Below are 15892 nucleotides of genomic sequence, written 5' to 3'. Positions count from 1 at the left end.
ACGTGTGCAATTCGCCCGATCCGGGTAGTCCTGCTCGCGTTCGCCCCCTTCAACGCCCGGAGGACGCACCCATGTGGATAGCACTCGTGGTCCCGCCACTGCTGCTGATCGGCACCCTCGCCATGGAGTTGCTCGAACGGGCCATCGGGTCGTCACCCTCGTCGGAGTGATTCCGTATCGTCACAGCGTGATCGATCTCGGCGACGCCCGCACGGCCTTCTGGCAGGAACGGCATCTGTGCACCCTCACAACCATCCGCCCCGACGGGACCCCGCATGTGGTGCCCGTCGGGGCCACTCTTGACCCGGAAGCGGGCGTCGTGCGCGTGATCACCTCGGGTGACTCGGCCAAGGCCCGGCGGGTCCGCGCCGCTGGACAAGCGGGCCTGCCCGCCGCGGTGTGCCAGGTGGACGGCGCCCGCTGGTCCACTCTCGAAGGCATCGCCGTCCTCCGCGAGGACACAGCGTCCGTCCGTGACGCCGAACGCCGCTACGCGGACAGGTATCGCGTCCCGCGCGAGAACCCCAAACGAGTCGTCGTGGAGATCCGGATCAAGAAGGCGCTCGGCTCGGTCACCTAAGCCCTGTTATCGTCGTTACCGTGGACACGAGAACGCGGATACTTCAGGCCGCCGCCGACCTGCTCTCGCGGTCGTCGGAGGCGGACTTCTCGACCCGGGCGGTGTGCGAGGCCGCCGGGGTCGGGGCGCCTGCGTTGTACCGGCAGTTCGGGGACAAGGACGGACTGCTGGCCGCAGTGGTCGACCTGGGTTTTGAGAAGTATCTGGCAAGCAAACGCGCCGCCGGGCCGTCGCACGACCCGGTCCAGGATCTGCGGGACGGCTGGGACAACCACGTCTCGTTCGCCGTGCTGAACCCGAACTACTACCGGCTGCTGTACTCGCTGGCCACGCCGCCCAAAGCCGCGGCCGAAGCACACCAGTTGCTGGTGGACGTGCTGGAGCGGTGCGCGGCGGCGGGCCGGCTCAAGGTGTCGACGCGGATCGCGGCCCAGATGGTGATGGCGGCCAATGCCGGGGTCGCGCTGTCGTTGATCACCCGGCCGGGCATCTACACCGACCCGGACTTCTCCACGCGCGTCCGCGACAGCGTGCACGCGGCCATCCTCACCGACGCCCCGGCCACACGGCCGGAGCCGATCGCCGCGACTGCCCGGACCCTCGGCGCGCAGTTGCGGCAGGACCCGCCGGAGACCTTGACCGAGCCGGAGATCGGGCTGTTGCAGCAATGGCTGACCCAGCTCAGTTGACACAAGGAGTCCCGTTCGGACTCGTCGGCTGCTGGCGGGGCAACGGGCTTGCCAGCAACCGGTCGGGCGCCTCCTGCTCTTCTTCCTCCTTGAAGTCCTTGCCCAGCAACACAGCCACCCGCCCGGATTTCATATTCGTGTCCTGTTCGAGCGTCACCGAGACACCGAGCGCAGCGACGACTTTCTCAGCGTTTTCCTTCTCCCCCTCGGGATAACGCGCCACGGATGTCGCCCGGGCGGCCACCGAGGTGGTCTGGCCGACGGTGAATCCCTTGTCGGTCAACGTGGTCGCGACCCGTCCAGCCACACCGGCGGTGCCGTTGGCGTTGCGAACGTCCACAGTGATCGCACTGTTGTCGACGGGAGCAGGCGATGTGGGCGTCTCCCCCGGGTTGAGCAAGGCCTTGACGAATTTCTGCACCGCACTCGGCGTGACTTCCACCGCGAGGCCGTCCGACGGCGTGCGCAGTGCCGGCGAGCCGGTCGGGATCGTCTGGAACTCCACGCCGGCGGCCAGTCCCTGGGCCTGGCGGGCGAAGTCGACCAGGTTCCAGCCCTGGTCCAGCACGATCGACTTCTTCAGCGAGGCCAGCAACGGGTCCAATTTGGACTGGTCGGTCAGCATCCCGGCCGACAGCGCCTTGGCCGCCATCCCCTTGAGGAAGACCTGCTGGCGCACGATCCGGTCGAGGTCGCCGCGGGGAAGGTCATGGCGCTGCCGCACGAACGCCAGTGCGGACGCACCCGACACCATCTGGACGCCTTCGGGGAACCGGGCCCCGGACAGGCGGTCGTTGACCGGCTTGAGCAGGCACACCTCTATGCCGCCGACCGCCTCGGTGATGTCGGCGAATCCCAGCAGGTTGACCTGGGCGAAATGGTCGATGGTCGACCCGGTCAGCTGCTGGATCGTGCGCACCAGCGTCTGCCCGCCCTCCTGGTTGGAGCGCACCTCCAGCTCCGCCCCGCCGGTCACACCTTCTTTGCGCAGCCGGTCCATGGCCGAACGCTTGGCCCGGCCGTACGCGGAATTGATCTTGTGTTTGCCGAATCCGCCGGGAATGTCCACATACGAGTCACGCGGAATGGAGATTCCGATCCCCTTGGTGCCGTCATTGGGAACCCGCAGGAGAATCAGGGTGTCGGTGTTGATCTCGCCTTCGGCCACGCCCGCGTTGAGCTTGGCCAGCAGCTCCTCGGGCAACGGATTGCCCTGCGCGTCCACGCGGCTGTCGATGCCGACCAGCAGAATGTCGGTCGCGCCGTCGACCGGCTTGGGACCGCCCGCGTCCTTGTCGAGGACGTTCGCAGTCACCGTCCCCTGGACAACGTCGGTGTACGTCGCCCAGCCCACGCCCGTGGCAGCAAGCGTCGCCAACGCCAGCACACCGATCAGCAACCGCCCGGCGATCCACCCGGCCCGGCCACGCCGCCGGGCCACCGGCACAGACACACCTGCTGGTACACCAACAACCGGGATCGGGAACGTCGCAACGTCGTCCCGCGATACTCCTCGCTCCAAACTGCCGCTCCTCATGCACGGCGCCTCATGGACGAAGACGCTCGCCCCTCCCACAAGGTTGCCTGCCGGGCGTCACCCGGGGTGAAGGTGCGCCCGCGACGGCACCCTATGCATACCGTGGCCATGACGGATTGGGCCCACTACGCTCCGCTGGTGCGCACCAGGATCGGCCCTTTGCTTGTTGTCGGAATCGTCACGGCATGTCTTGTAGCTGTCGGGTTGCTTTCGCTGTCCAGCGAGGATTTTGTCGTGTCGGGCCTGCGTGGGACCGATGTCTACGCCAGCTATGGCCTTCCGGTTGTCCGCGTACTGGCCGAAATCGCCGCCGTGATATGCATCGGGTCGTTACTTTTCGCCGCTTTCCTGTTGCCTGCGCCACAATCCGGTGAACTGCCGGACGCGGGCCGGGCCGCGTTGCGGACCGCGAGCTGGGCGGCTGTGTTGTGGGGCGTGGCAGCGTTGCTGTCAGTGCCTTTCACGCTCGCGGATGTCTACGCCCGGCCGCTGGGTTACATTGTCGAATTCGACCGGTTGGTGGAACTGGCATTCGCGGTCGAACCGACCCGGGCGTGGATGCTCACCGCGAGTATCGCGATTCTGCTGGCAGTCACGGCGAGAATGACTGTTCGGTTACGCCCGGCGCGGGTATTGCTGGCCGTAGCGGTGTTCTGTCTCGTGCCGGTGGCCTCCAGCGGGCATTCCTCCAGCGGCGGTTCGCATGACTGGGCCACGGCCAGTCTGCTGATTCACCTGGTCGCGGCCGCGTTGTGGATCGGCGGGCTGGTGGCGTTGCTGACCTACGGGCGCGGCAAAGGCGAGCATCTCGGGGTCACGGCGACGCGGTTTTCCGCGCTGGCGCTGGGTTGCTGGATCGCGCTGGCCGCGTCAGGCGCGATCAACGCACTGATCCGGTTGCGGCTGCCCGAAGTGTTCACCACTTCGTACGGGCTCCTCGTCCTGGCGAAGACCGCGGCACTGGTCGCACTCGGCGGATTCGGCTACGTGCAACGCAAACGCGGCGTGCTGGAGGTCGTCGAGAACGGCAGCGGGCGGACGCTGATGCGGCTGGCGGCGTTCGAGATCCTGTTGATGCTGGTCACGATCGGGCTGGCGACGGCCTTGTCCCGAACGCCACCTCCGCGCGGCGGCATCATGCCGGAAACCATGGAGCTGAAGCTCGGGTATGTCCTCAATGGACCGCCCAGCCTGCTGCGGATGGCCGCGGACTGGCGGTTCGACCTCATTCTCGGCACCGCCGCGATCGGGCTCGCCGCGGTGTATCTGCTTGCGGTGAGCCGGTTGCGCGAACCTTGGCCAGTGACTCGCTCGGCGGCGTGGCTGGGCGGGTGCGTCGCGATCCTGTTCGCGACCTCGTCCGGGATCGGCCGCTACGCCCCCGCAGTGTTCAGCGTGGAGATGTTCACCAAGTCGCTGCTGGCCATCGTGGCCCCACTGCTGCTGGTCCTGGGCAACCACCGGACACTGTTCGGCCTGGGCGACCGCGTCCGGATCCATCCCGCCATCGTGCTGACGCTGTTCAGCGGTTCGTTCTACGCGCTGTATTTCACCGGCCTGTTCGAGTGGTCGCTGGACCGGCCGTTGACGCACCTGGGCACGAACATGTGGTTCCTGGTGATCGGCTACCTGTTCTTCACCACGATCTTCGACGTCGCGTTGCCCATCAAGCGGGCCATGCTTCTCGCCGCGGCAGGCCTGCACGCGGTGTTCGGCGTCTTGCTGCTGACCAGCCGTGAGGTGCTTGCCGATCAGTTCTATCCGAGCCTGCGGACCCCGTGGCCGGTGAATCTGCTCGAGCAGCAACACCTTGGCGGGGCTGTCACGCTCGGTTTCGGCGTGAGCACGCTCCTGCTTCTGGCCCTGGTTCACCTGGTTCCCAGGCCGGAGCCGCAACGGGTCACGGTCTAGAACGGGCCCGGGCCGGACGGCGCGACCGGCGGCCCGCCCAGCGTGCCGGGGCTGGACGCCGGGCCGAAGCCCCACTGCGGTGGCAGGAACCGGCCCACGTCCAGGTGCAGGCCGAGGCCGGCGTTGTTCTCGGTGAGCGTGACCTCGATGTGCAGGCCGCCCACGCCGGGCACAGGGAATCTCCGGCCGTTGATCTGGTCCCGGGCGAAATCACGGCCCTCCTGGGAGGAGAGCACTCCGGCTCCGGCCAGCCCGGCGACCGCGACGGCGCCGGTGATCATCACGATTCTCTCGCCGGTCGGGGCCGAGGTCCAGTCGCGGCGCAACACGGCGAGCGCCTCGGTCTGCAGCCGGTCGAGGAACGACTTGACCTCGGGCAACGCCTGGATCGCCGACCACAGGTCACCGAAGTCCGCGGCTCTGGGCCGGGGCTCCTGGGCAGCGGGATCGGTCCTCGGCTGCGGCGCGGGCGCCGGTACCGGTGCGGGAGCAGGTCCTGGCGGCAACGGCTGCGGGCCGGGCGGTGGAGCAGGCACCGGCGGGACGCCGATGTTGATCTGGGCGAGGCCCGCTGACACGACCGGCGGCGCGACATGGGCGTGCAGCGCCTGAGTGGCCCGGAAATAGGCCTCGATCTGCGGGTCGAGCCTGAGTCTGTGGTCATCGCCCGGCGGCGGTCGCCAGCCGAGGGACTCCCCGATCTCCGGCAGCCGGAGCTGGAAGTCCTGCCGCTGTACAGTCACCATCCGCTGTACGGCCGCGTTCCCCGCCGCGCCCAGCATGCCGAGCACGCCGGCCGGCTGCCCGCCGCTGACGGCTCGCTGAACAGCCTGGTTGCCGGGACTCGCGGCCACAGGCGAACTGGCGGCTGCGGTCGCGGGAGCGTCCGGTTGCCGGCCGTGCACCCTGCCCTGCATGCCATCCAGCGTCGCCGCTGGCCCAATCCACGTCAACCGCGCTGGGCCAGCACCGCCCAAAAGGGAGGTCACCCCGGATTCTGTATGGTGAAGTGAACGCCGGAGAACTGTTTACGCCAGGTCGTGACCTCAGGTGCGACCGTGGCCGGGTCAGTCGCCGGGTCCAGGCCACGCGCGATGAACGAGGCCAGGGCGGGCATGTCCACTGTGGTCATTCCCAGGCGGGCCAGCTCCGGGGTGCCGATCCGCAGGCCGTTGGTGTCGCCTTCGACGTCCTCGATGGGCAGGCCGATGCCGCATGCCAACAGGTTGGCCTCGCGCAGACGGGCCGCGGCGCGTTGGCCACCCTCAGGTGTGACGACGGCGAATTGGTGGGACAGTGTTACGCCCTGGTCAGCGGCGTAAACCGGGACGTCCAGGGCGATCAGCTCGGCGGCCAGGCGACGGGCTGTTGCCGTCATGGCCCGCGCGTAGGCCCGGCCGGCGACCTTCCAGTCGAGCAGGGTGACGGCCAGCGCCGCGGTCTTGGCGGCATCGAAGTTCGCGGTCAGGCCCGGGTAGGCGATGGCCTCGATGCGTTGGGCCAGTTCGGGTTCGTTGGTCAGGATCAGGCCGCCCGCGGGGCCGCCGAGGCTCTTGTACGTGCTCATCGTCATCAGGTGCGCGCCCTTTTCGAGCGGCTGTGGCCACGCCTGGCCGGCGATCATGCCGCACAGGTGCGCGGCGTCGAACAGCACCAGCGCGCCCACCTCGTCGGCGATCTCCCTGATCTTGGCGACCGGGTGCGGGAACAGGTTCAGGCTGGAGCCGATCGTGATCAGCTTCGGACGGGCCTCATGGGCAAGCGCCCGCAGCGCGTCGACGTCCACTGTGTACCCGGCGACCGGGGCCGGGATCGTGGTGATGCCATAACGTCCGGCGGCGCCTGGGCCGTGGTGGGTGATGTGACCGCCGATGCTGGCGGGTGGCGCGATGATCGTGTCGCCAGGTGCGCAGGTGGCCATGAACGCGTACAGGTTGGCCAGGGCGCCTGAGCCGACGCGGACCTCGGCGTACCGGGCGCCGAACACCTCGGCGGCGAGTTCGGCCGCGACGATCTCGATCTGCTCGATCGCCTCGAGACCCATCTCGTACTTGTCACCCGGGTAGCCCAGCGACGGCCGGGAACCCAGGCCGGCCGACAGCATCGCCTCCGCCCGCGGATTCATGATGTTGGTCGCGGGGTTGAGGTTCACACAGTCGGCGTCGTGAATCCGGCGGTTGTCGGCGACCAGCCGGTCGAGCTCGGCCAGCACCGCCGGAGCGTCCTGCGACGCGGTCCGGTCCGCAGCGTCCCGAACGACGTTCTCGCTGGTCACGGGCAACCAAGGGCGCGCAGCCAAGGCACGTTTCATATCCCTCACGCTAGGTCTTGGCGCCTGCTGGGCACATCGGCCGAGCATCGAGACTTTCCGGACAGGTCTCCTACACTTGTAGGAATGAACGTCAGTGGCCAGCAGCAGGCGGATCTCGACGCACTCGCCGCCGAGATCGGTCACGGCCTGTCCATTGACGACCCGCACGGCCGCCTTGTCGCGTACAGCCCGCACCACGCGGGCGCCGATCCCGCGCGGATCGCCTCGATCCTGTCGCGGCATGTCGCACCGGAAATCCTGGCCTGGCAGAACGAGCACGGCATCGCCACGGCGACCGAACCGGTCACCGTGCCGGCCAACCCGGAGCTCGGGATGGCCACCCGCTTGTGTGTGCCGATCCGGCAGGGCGGAAAGCTGCTCGGCTATCTGTGGGTGCTCGACGGTGCTCTGGCCGGTGCGGCGCTCGTGGCCGTGACCCGGTTCGCGTCCCGCCTGGCCGCAGGCTCACCGCCGGACGTCAACAGCATGATCGGCCGGTTGCCGGACAGCTTCGATGAGCTGGCCGCGGCCATGCCTGCCTTGCTGCGGACCCGGATCCAGATCTGCGCGGTGGTGCCTTCGCCCGTCGCGGCGTTCACCGGTGCCGAGTTCCGGCGCCTCACCACGGCGATCCCCTCCGCACTGCGCTCCAGCCCTTCCTACATCGGATCGTTCGTCTCGACGACACACGCTCTCGCGTTGTTCAGCAATCCGGCCGCTGTCACAGAACTCGCCGCGATCACCCCGGACTGCGCCGTCGGCATCAGCGAACCGGCTCTCTTCGAGGCCACATCCGTTCGTACAGCACATTTTCAGGCGCTGGCCGCCGCCGAACTGTCCGCACTGGACCCGGCCCTGCCCTCGCCCCTGACATGGTCCGGCCTTGGCCCGTACCGGGCCTTGATGTCCACACCGGACACAACGCTGTCCAAGCTGGACTCGACCGGTCTGCTGACCCTGGAGACATACCTGGACTTCGGCGGCGACGCCAAACGCACGGCTGCGCACCTCCACCTGCACCGCACCACGCTCTACTACCGGCTCGGGCGCGTGTCGGAGGCTCTCGGCGTCAGCCTCGACGATGGTCTCACCCGCCTGGAACTGCATCTAGCTCTCAAGCACCGCCGTCTCGCCCGCCGGACGCTGGGGTGACGCCGCCGCCTTGATGGCGTCGACGATGAATTGATAACCTGTGCAGCGGCAGAGGTTTCCCGAGATCGCGGCACGGATCTCGGCTTCGGTCGCAGCCGGATTCTCCTTGAGCAGTTCCTGCGCTGTCGCGAGCATTCCAGGCGTGCAGAAACCACATTGCAGGCCATGGTGTGCGTGGAATGACTCCTGCAGGGGATGCAGTTCGCCGGACGTGGCAATGCCTTCGATGGTGGTGATTTCGGCGCCGTCCGCCTGAACTGCGAGCATGCAGCACGAACGCGCTGTCGCACCGTCGAAGCTGATCGTGCAAGAACCGCAGACACCGTGTTCGCAGCCGACATGCACGCCAGTGAAGCCCAGGTCGTGACGCAGGAAATCAGCGAGAGTCCGGCGCGGTTCACAGTCCGCGGTGACGGCCTGGCCGTTCACGGTGAGGTTGACGGTTATCTTGGTCACCGGGAAACCGCCGTCCGGATTGCCCTGCGCGTCAGCACCGAAGCCATTTCGCGACGGTAGGAGGCAGGGGCGTGAATGGAATCGGGTGGGTCGACGGACAATTCCGCGACCGCCGCAGCAATCGTCGAGTCGGTCAAGGCCTGACCGGTCAGGGCCTGCTCGACAGCGACGGCTCGGATCGGGGTCGGGCCGGCACCGGCGACAGCTATCCGCGCCTGCGCACAGGTTCCGTCTGATTCCACAGTCACCGCCGCGAAAGCGCCGACGAGTGCGAGGTCATTGCCACGCGGCGACAGTTCTTGTACGGAGTAGCCGGTCTCTGCCGGTGGAACCGGTACACGGACAGAGATGAGCAGCTCCGACGGCTTGAGCGCGGTCCGGTGCGGGCCAAGGAAAAAGTCCCGCGCCGCGATCTCCCGGACCCCATCATGGCCCTGTACCAGCAAAGAGGCGTCCAAGGCCACGCACACCGCAGGAAGTTCGGCGGCCGGATCCGCGTGCGCGAGACTGCCACCGAAGGTGCCTCGGTTACGGATCGACACATGACCGACGTACTTCAACGCCTCGGCCAACAAGGGGATGTCCTCGTACACAAGAGGAGACCGCTCCACCGTGCGGTGACGCGTGAGCGCGCCGATCACGAGATTTCCGTTGTCCCTGCGCAGGTATGACAGCTCGGCCAGGCGGTTGATGTCGACGAGCACGGCGGGCCTGGCCAAGCGCATGTTCAGCAACGGCACCAGGCTCTGTCCACCGGCGAGCACTTTGACGTTGTCGTCGCCCAATGCGTCCACGGCATCCTCGACCGACGACGCGCGGACGTAGTCGAACGCGACGGCCTTCATCGGTGGGCTCCCTTCTGCATCGCCGCGAGCAGGCGCGGTGGCGTGATCGGCAAGGACGTGATGGTGATGTCGTACTCCGGCAAGGCGTCCACGATCGCGTGCGCGATGGCCGCTCCCCCTCCGATGACGCCCGCTTCGCCCATTCCCTTGAACCCGCCGGGAACGTGGTCGGAGGGTGTCGCCATATGGGACACACCGAACGGCGGAATCTCGGTCGCCGACGGCCACAGGTAGTCGGCGAACGACCTGGTCCGCATCCGCCCGTCGGCGTCGTAGACGATCTCCTCGTACAGCGCGCCGCCGATGGCCTGTGCCGCTCCGCCGTGCAACTGACCGTCCACAATCAACGGATTGATCACCGTGCCGCAGTCGTGCGCGATGAGGTAGCCGAGAAGTGTCACCACGCCGGTCTCCCGGTCGACCTCGGCGAGCACAGCCGTACAGCCGAACGAGGTGGCGACGTTGGCCGGGTCGTAGACCTCGCGTTCCTCCAATGTCGGCGACTCGTCCTCGGGCAGTCGCCCGTTCAACCGGCGGTATGCGGCGTCACCGATCTCGGCCATCGTGACGATCCGGTCCGGTACTCCTTTGACCGAGACGACTCCGTCGGAGATGACCAGATCATCCGGTGCGGCTTCCAGGATGTGGCCCGCGATCCGCAGCACCTTCGCCTTCAGCCGGGTGGCGGCGGCGCGGACAGCCGGACCGCCCAGCGCGGCTCCGCGGCTCGCACCCGTGCCGTAACCGGTGTACGGACCCGTGTCCGTGTCGCCGGAGATGACCGTCACGTGATCGAGCGGCACTCCGAGCGAATGGGCCGCCACCTGGGCGAGCGCGGTGTGGATACCCTGCCCGATCGCGGAAAGTCCTGTGTAGACGGTCACGTGCCCGGTCGAGTCGATCCGCACGACCTCCTCGTCGAACCCGGACTGTGTGGCGCCCGAAAGGTTGCCGATCCGGCTCGGGCCCAGACCGGTGATCTCGTTGTGGAACGAGTACCCGATGCCGACCGCCGAGCCACGGGCGCGGGCCTGGTCACGCAGTTCCTGCCAGCCTGCCTGCCGCACCGACGCCAGGCAGAGGTCAAGGCATTCCTCGTAACGGCCGGTGTCGTACACGAAGACCGGACTCTGGTACGGGAAATCTGTGACGAAGTTCTTGCGCCGCACGGCGTGTGCGTCCATGCCGAGGCGTTTGGCAAGCTTCTCGACCATGTGTTCCTGCACGAAGTTGGCCTTGGGCAGGCCGTAACCGCGAAACGAGCCGTACGGCGTGCGGTTGGTCAGCACGGCGACCATGGCCATTTCGACCGCGCCGATGTCGTAAGGCCCGGTGATCAGGCTGGTGGTGACCCAACATGGACTGACACCGGCGCTGCTGAGCGCACCGCCGAGAACGCCGTACACCGTGCCCCGCAGACCGGTGATCGTGCCGTCGTTGCTCGCCGCGATCTCGACTTCGATCTTCTGTTCCCGGGAGTGCACGGTGGCCCCGAAACTCTCGGCCCGGTCCTCGACGAGTTTGACGGGTTTGCCGGTCCGGCGGGACAGGATCGACGCGACGATCTCTTCGCCGTAGAGGTCGAACTTGTTGCCGAATCCGCCGCCGATGTCGGGCGTGCGCACCCGGATCTTGTCCGCCGACAGCCCAAGGATCTCGCCCAGCAGTTCCCGGGCCATGCTGGGCGCCTGGGTGGCCAGCCACATGTCCAGCCGCCCGGTGAACGGATCCCAGGTCACGACCACGCCCCGGGTCTCCAGCGGCATGCCCATCTGCCGCGCGAACCGGAATTCCGCGCTGAGCACCACATCGGCTTCGGCGAACGCGGCCGTCACGTCACCCTTCTGGACGACCCCGCGAGCCACGACATTGTCCGGCCGTTCGTCATACAGCCTCGGGGCGTCCGCGGCGAGCGCGTCTTCCAGCGTGCTGACCGGCTGGAGCTCGTCGTAGACGACCTCGATCAGCTCCAACGCGTCCTCGGCGGTGGCCCGGTCCTTCGCCGCGACCGCCGCCACGCCTTGCCCTGGGTATCGGACCTTGTCCACCGCGAGCGGGTAGCTCTCGGGGATGAACATGTCCGGGACGCTCTGCCAGATCACCGGATGCGGCACCCGCACGGCCGCTTTGACATCAGCGCCCGTCACCACCGCATACACGCCGGGAAGGGCCACCGCCCTACTGACGTCGATACTCACGATCCGAGCGTGCGGCACCGTACTGCGCAGGACCGCTGCCTCCAGCATCCCGGGCAGCCGCACGTCGTCGATGAACTGCGCCCTCCCGGTGAGCAGCCGGAGATCCTCCGTCCTGCTGACCCGGGCGCCGATCAGGCCGTTCGTCTCCACGTTGACCACCTTCCCACCGAAAGGCGTCCACGTGAATCGCACACAAGAGCGGTCTTTGGGTTTGCCCCCAATGCCACATTGGTGGCATCAGATGTCCCCAATGTGGCATTGGGGGCACAACACCGCAGTCTCAGCGCAGCAGGGTGGCCAGTGGATTCGGGCGGGCCGGACCCGGGTCCGGCCCGCAGAACTGGTCACCCGGTCGGGTGCCTGTCGCCAGATAGCTGTGCACGCCGCGGGTCGCACAGGACGGCGTGGCGGGGTCATAGGCACCGTGGTTGCCGCTGTCGACGGTGATCATGGTGGCGCGTCGGCCGAGGGCCTGGCGCATGCCGAGAGCACTGACGTACGGCGTGGCCGGGTCACGCAGGGTCTGAACCATCAGGATGTTCGACGGCCCCTTGTTGGTCACGCGCACCGGCGGTTCGACCGGGTCACGCCAGAACGCGCACGGCCAGATGTTGGCGCCCATGCCGTTCATGACGGGGTACTTCACCCGGTTGACCGCGACCCCGCGTTGGTAGAACCGGATGTCCTTCGGCGCGGGGCTGTCGCCGCATGTCACCGCAAGCAAGGCCGCGGTCTGGTTGTCGCCGGGCACATTCGGCTGCGCGAGGCTCTTGATGTTCTTGGGCGCCACGCCGCCGCGGTCGGCGAAGACCCAGAACCGGGCCACTTCGGGGAACTGCAGCGTGTGGTACATGTACGCCCGGGTCAGGGCGCGCAGGACGTTGCCGGTGATCGGCCCGATCTCGGGGTGTGCCACCGGTTTCGCGTCCAGCCGGGCGACCAGGTCGAAGTAGCTCTTGCGGACCTCGGCCGGCGTGGCCCCGAAATGCAGCTCCGAGTCGCGTTCGGCCAGGAACTTCGCCAGGTCCGGGAATCGCAGCTCGTTGGCGACGTCCAGCATGTTCCACTGCCCGGTCCAGACCTTGGCCGGGTCGATGTTCGAGTCGATGATGACCCGGTCCGTGCGGTTGGCGAACAACGTCGCGTACACCGCACCGAGGTAGCTGCCGTAGGAACCGCTGTTGTAGGAGAGTTTCGACTCGCCGAGCGCGACCCGGATACGGTCCATGTCGCGAGCGGTGTTGGCGGTTGTGATGTACGGCAACACATCGCCGCTGCGGGCCTGGCAGTCACGTGCCATCGCCTTGGCGAATTCCACGTTCCGGTCGATCGACCCGTCCGGTGCCGGGAACGGGATGAACAGGTCCATCGGGATCTGCTCGGGCGCCCGGCCGCACGTCACCGGTGTGCTGTAACCGATTCCGCGTGGGTCGAAGCCGATCAGGTCGTACCGGTCGAGGACCTCGGGCGGGTAGATCTGGGTGTACGCCGCGGTCAGATGCAGGCTGGGCACGCCTGGCCCGCCACCGTTGTGCAGCAGTATCCCCCGGCGCAGACCGGGTTTCGCCGTGGCGATCCTGGATATCGCGATCTCGATCGTCTTACCGGACGGCGCACGATAGTCCAGTGGTACGCGCAGTTTCGCGCACTGCATCCTCGGGTCGTCCGGCAACGGCAGCAACGACGGCGGGCATTTGGTCCACGCCAGGCCCGGCTGTGCCGAGGCCTGCGGCGCCAGCACTGTGACCGCGGCCAGAACCACAGTCACAGCAAGGAATTTTCGCATCAATCCCCCTAGGTGTGATCCGAATGACCACAACCTAGGGTGATCCGTACCGCGCTCACATCCTCCTGAGGATCGACCTTTTCAGGAGGATGTGCCCGGTGCCAGCCATTGATAGTCTGTGCCGCTGGCATAGCTGAACCAGCTGTTGATGCTGGCCAGGCCGCGATCGTTGAGCTGCGCGTCGTGCACCCCGAAGGCGCGTTGCGGCGCGACCGCCCGGATGAAGTCCAGCGCCTCGGCGGTTTTCAGCCAGGAGGCGTACATCGGGACCAGCAGAGTCTCAATTGGACGGTCGGGCACCGTCAGCGCGTCGCCCGGGTGGTAGAGCGAGTCGTCGACGATGTAGCCGAAGTTCACGCACGACGGCTGCTCGTCGTGCACGTATGCGTGCCGGCCGCACACCACCGACACGCTGAACCCGGCGATCTCGGCCGAACTGCCCGCGGCGATCTGGGTCGTCTCCAGACCGTCGAAGGTGACGCCCTCCGGGACATAGACCTCCACACCCAGCCCGATCAGCCGTAATACGTCGATGTGGTCGCCGTGCTCATGCGTGACGAGCACCGCGTCCGCCCCTGCCAGCGCAGCAGGCTCGCTCCACTCGCCCGGGTCGATGACCAGCACACCACCGTCTTCGCGCTCCAGCCGGACACAGGCGTGGGTGTACTTCGTGATTCGCATGATCGGGACCTTACGGCGCGGTCCACAACGGCGTCGGGAGACCTGCGGCAACGTCCGCGCCACGGATGATCTGGATGCGGTACGGCGTCAGCGTCAGCGCCGCGAAATCCGGCGAACCAGGACCATCCGGCCATAACGTCGACGGGTCGTAGCCGGTCGCGAGCCGGTCCCACGCCTGAGGCCCGGCCCACTCGGCGCGGCAGTCGATGAAGGCCGCGTCATGCTCCGGCGACCAGTAGGAGCACGTCAGCCAGGGCGACCGGGCCAGGTGCGCGACTTTGACCGGCGTCCGGCGGGTGCCGATCCAGCCGGTGACCGACTCGGGCGTGATCCGCCAGACCGGATGCATGATCCGGGTTCGCGGCCGGCCCTGCCGATCGGTCGTGGACACCGTGCTCCACACGATCCGGCCGGTGATCTCGGCCAGGGCGTCGACGAGCTCGGACAGCCGGACGAGCGTGGCGACAGCCATCGGGCACCTCCCAAATATATTCAACCTAAGTTGCACAACCATGGTTGCATATTAGAGGCTGGTTCGGTGACCGAACCCGCCCCGATCGCCGAAGACCTGGTGCTGCTGCTGGCCGCACTGGCCGCGACCACCCAGGCCGAGATCACCGGCGCCCTGGCCAAGGCCGGTTTCGGCGATCTGCGGGTCTCCGACGGCTACCTGGTGCAGCACCTGCAGCAGGGGCCGGTCGCGATTGGCGAACTGGCAGGCAGGCTCGGCATCACGGCCCAGGGCGTCTCCAAGATCGTCATCGAGATGGAGCGTAAGGGCTACGTCAGCCGTACGCCGTCCGCAGGCGACCAACGCCGCCGTCTGGTCGGTCTCACGGCCAAAGGCTGGGACGCCATTTACGCCACCCGCCAGGCCCGCGCCCACGTCAACCACGAGCTCAGGGCAAAACTCGGGCCGGGCGCCCGCGCGTTCCTCGACCAGGTCCACCACCTCGCCGAAACCACAGGCGCCCTGGCCGCCCTCACCGAGCGCCGCCTGCGGCCTTAGGCGGCGTCGTGAAAGACCAGGCCGAGTGTGTGCCGGATTCCGGACCGGACCACGCTCACGCCGTGGCGCACCGGCGACGCGGACCAGCCTCGCTTGGAACGGACCGGTCGCTCGCGCGTGGTGAAGATCAGGCCGTGGCCCTGTGGCAGCAAGGTTGCGGTGCCACGGGACTGCGCCCGGGGTCGTTGCTCGACCAGCAGGAACTCACCGCCGGTGTGGTCGGCGCCGGGCCGGTCGAGGCCGATCACGACCTGCAGCGGGAAGACCAGATCGCCGTACAGGTCGCGGTGCAGCGCGTTCCAGTCGTTGTCCTCGTATCGCAGCAGGATCGGGGTCGGCTTGGTCTGACCTGCGGCGTGACACATCTCGAGCCACTCCTCGAGCGTGTCCGGCCAGGGCGCCGGGCGGCCGAGTTTCTCCGCCCAGTCCCGGGCGATCGGCAGCAGATGCGGGTAGAAGGCCGCGCGCAACCTGGCCACCAGGTCCGGGAATGGTTCGGCGAAGTACCGGTACTGGCCCGATCCGAACCGGTAGCGGGCCATGTCGATGGTCGACCGGAAGCGCGAAACGTCCTCGTACAGCGCGGAAACGCCCTGGCACTGCTTGGGTGTGAGGATCTGATGGGTCAGCGCACACCCGTACTCGTTGACCTCGTCGGCAAGGGCAGTCCAGTCGGCTGAATGCACAGATCTCATGCATCCAGCCTGCGCCACCGGCCGCCAGTCCGCTGGCGGGAT

The 15892-nt window shown here is 67.7% G+C and carries 15 protein-coding genes; 5 read left to right on the top strand and 10 right to left on the bottom strand.

The features are described from left to right. Nucleotides 1–187 precede the first annotated feature (187 nt). A complete protein-coding gene (locus JOF56_RS32810; protein WP_307855362.1) occupies nt 188–580 on the top strand; it encodes a TIGR03618 family F420-dependent PPOX class oxidoreductase in 393 nt (130 codons plus the stop codon). Nucleotides 581–600: 20 nt separating this feature from the next. Beyond that, on the top strand, nt 601–1269 hold the full coding sequence (locus tag JOF56_RS32805) for a TetR/AcrR family transcriptional regulator (RefSeq protein WP_209643320.1): 669 nt from the start codon (nt 601–603) through the stop codon (nt 1267–1269). Here JOF56_RS32805 and JOF56_RS32800 read toward each other — a convergent pair. Then, nucleotides 1262–2716, bottom strand: coding sequence for an LCP family protein (locus JOF56_RS32800; protein ID WP_209643319.1), 1455 nt, complete (start codon nt 2714–2716; stop codon nt 1262–1264). The two genes, JOF56_RS32805 and JOF56_RS32800, sit on opposite strands and share 8 nt — an antisense overlap. A 228-nt stretch (nt 2717–2944) precedes the next feature. Here JOF56_RS32800 and JOF56_RS32795 point away from each other — a divergent pair, with 228 nt between their 5' ends. Continuing rightward, nucleotides 2945–4717: a bifunctional copper resistance protein CopD/cytochrome c oxidase assembly protein gene (locus JOF56_RS32795; RefSeq protein WP_209643318.1), complete on the top strand. Its 1773-nt coding sequence runs from the start codon at nt 2945–2947 to the stop codon at nt 4715–4717. Here the strand turns inward: JOF56_RS32795 and JOF56_RS32790 are convergent. Both JOF56_RS32790 and glyA read right to left on the bottom strand, forming a co-directional pair. Further along, the gene (locus tag JOF56_RS32790; RefSeq protein ID WP_209643317.1) at nt 4714–5634 is read right to left on the bottom strand and encodes a hypothetical protein; all 921 of its coding nucleotides are present in this window, start codon (nt 5632–5634) and stop codon (nt 4714–4716) included. The genes JOF56_RS32795 and JOF56_RS32790 overlap by 4 nt on opposite strands. A 68-nt stretch (nt 5635–5702) precedes the next feature. Further along, nucleotides 5703–7028: a serine hydroxymethyltransferase gene (gene glyA, locus JOF56_RS32785; protein WP_209643316.1), complete on the bottom strand. Its 1326-nt coding sequence runs from the start codon at nt 7026–7028 to the stop codon at nt 5703–5705. Nucleotides 7029–7112: 84 nt separating this feature from the next. On the opposite strand from glyA, the gene JOF56_RS32780 reads away from it, so the two are divergent. Beyond that, complete coding sequence (locus JOF56_RS32780) at nt 7113–8180, top strand: helix-turn-helix domain-containing protein (protein ID WP_209643315.1); 1068 nt, start codon at nt 7113–7115, stop codon at nt 8178–8180. Here JOF56_RS32780 and JOF56_RS32775 read toward each other — a convergent pair. From JOF56_RS32775 to JOF56_RS32750, 6 genes are all read right to left on the bottom strand, one after another. Next, the gene (locus JOF56_RS32775; RefSeq protein WP_209643314.1) at nt 8136–8636 is read right to left on the bottom strand and encodes a (2Fe-2S)-binding protein; all 501 of its coding nucleotides are present in this window, start codon (nt 8634–8636) and stop codon (nt 8136–8138) included. The two genes, JOF56_RS32780 and JOF56_RS32775, sit on opposite strands and share 45 nt — an antisense overlap. Beyond that, nucleotides 8633–9481 (bottom strand): FAD binding domain-containing protein, encoded by an 849-nt coding sequence (locus tag JOF56_RS32770; RefSeq protein ID WP_209643313.1) that lies wholly within the window; start codon nt 9479–9481, stop codon nt 8633–8635. Before JOF56_RS32770 ends, JOF56_RS32775 begins: the two co-directional genes overlap by 4 nt. After that, entirely contained in the window at nt 9478–11829 is a 2352-nt protein-coding gene (locus tag JOF56_RS32765; RefSeq protein WP_307855361.1) for a xanthine dehydrogenase family protein molybdopterin-binding subunit, read from the bottom strand. The genes JOF56_RS32770 and JOF56_RS32765 overlap by 4 nt, the downstream gene beginning before the upstream one ends. A 130-nt stretch (nt 11830–11959) precedes the next feature. Then, a complete protein-coding gene (locus tag JOF56_RS32760; protein WP_307855360.1) occupies nt 11960–13447 on the bottom strand; it encodes an alpha/beta hydrolase in 1488 nt (495 codons plus the stop codon). Between the two features lie 99 nt (nt 13448–13546). Beyond that, nucleotides 13547–14146 carry an MBL fold metallo-hydrolase gene (locus JOF56_RS32755; protein ID WP_209643311.1) on the bottom strand — a complete coding sequence of 200 codons (600 nt, stop codon included), beginning with the start codon at nt 14144–14146 and terminating at the stop codon, nt 13547–13549. A gap of 10 nt (nt 14147–14156) precedes the next feature. After that, nucleotides 14157–14618, bottom strand: coding sequence for a pyridoxamine 5'-phosphate oxidase family protein (locus JOF56_RS32750; protein ID WP_209643310.1), 462 nt, complete (start codon nt 14616–14618; stop codon nt 14157–14159). Between the two features lie 66 nt (nt 14619–14684). Between JOF56_RS32750 and JOF56_RS32745 the strand changes: the two genes are divergently transcribed. Continuing rightward, complete coding sequence (locus JOF56_RS32745; protein WP_209643309.1) at nt 14685–15155, top strand: MarR family winged helix-turn-helix transcriptional regulator; 471 nt, start codon at nt 14685–14687, stop codon at nt 15153–15155. Here JOF56_RS32745 and JOF56_RS32740 read toward each other — a convergent pair. Continuing rightward, the gene (locus JOF56_RS32740; protein WP_209643308.1) at nt 15152–15850 is read right to left on the bottom strand and encodes a 2OG-Fe(II) oxygenase; all 699 of its coding nucleotides are present in this window, start codon (nt 15848–15850) and stop codon (nt 15152–15154) included. The two genes, JOF56_RS32745 and JOF56_RS32740, sit on opposite strands and share 4 nt — an antisense overlap. Nucleotides 15851–15892 lie beyond the last annotated feature (42 nt).

This window comes from Kibdelosporangium banguiense (assembly GCF_017876405.1).
GTDB lineage: Bacteria > Actinomycetota > Actinomycetes > Mycobacteriales > Pseudonocardiaceae > Kibdelosporangium > Kibdelosporangium banguiense.
This window is presented reverse-complemented; position numbering and strand designations above follow the sequence as displayed.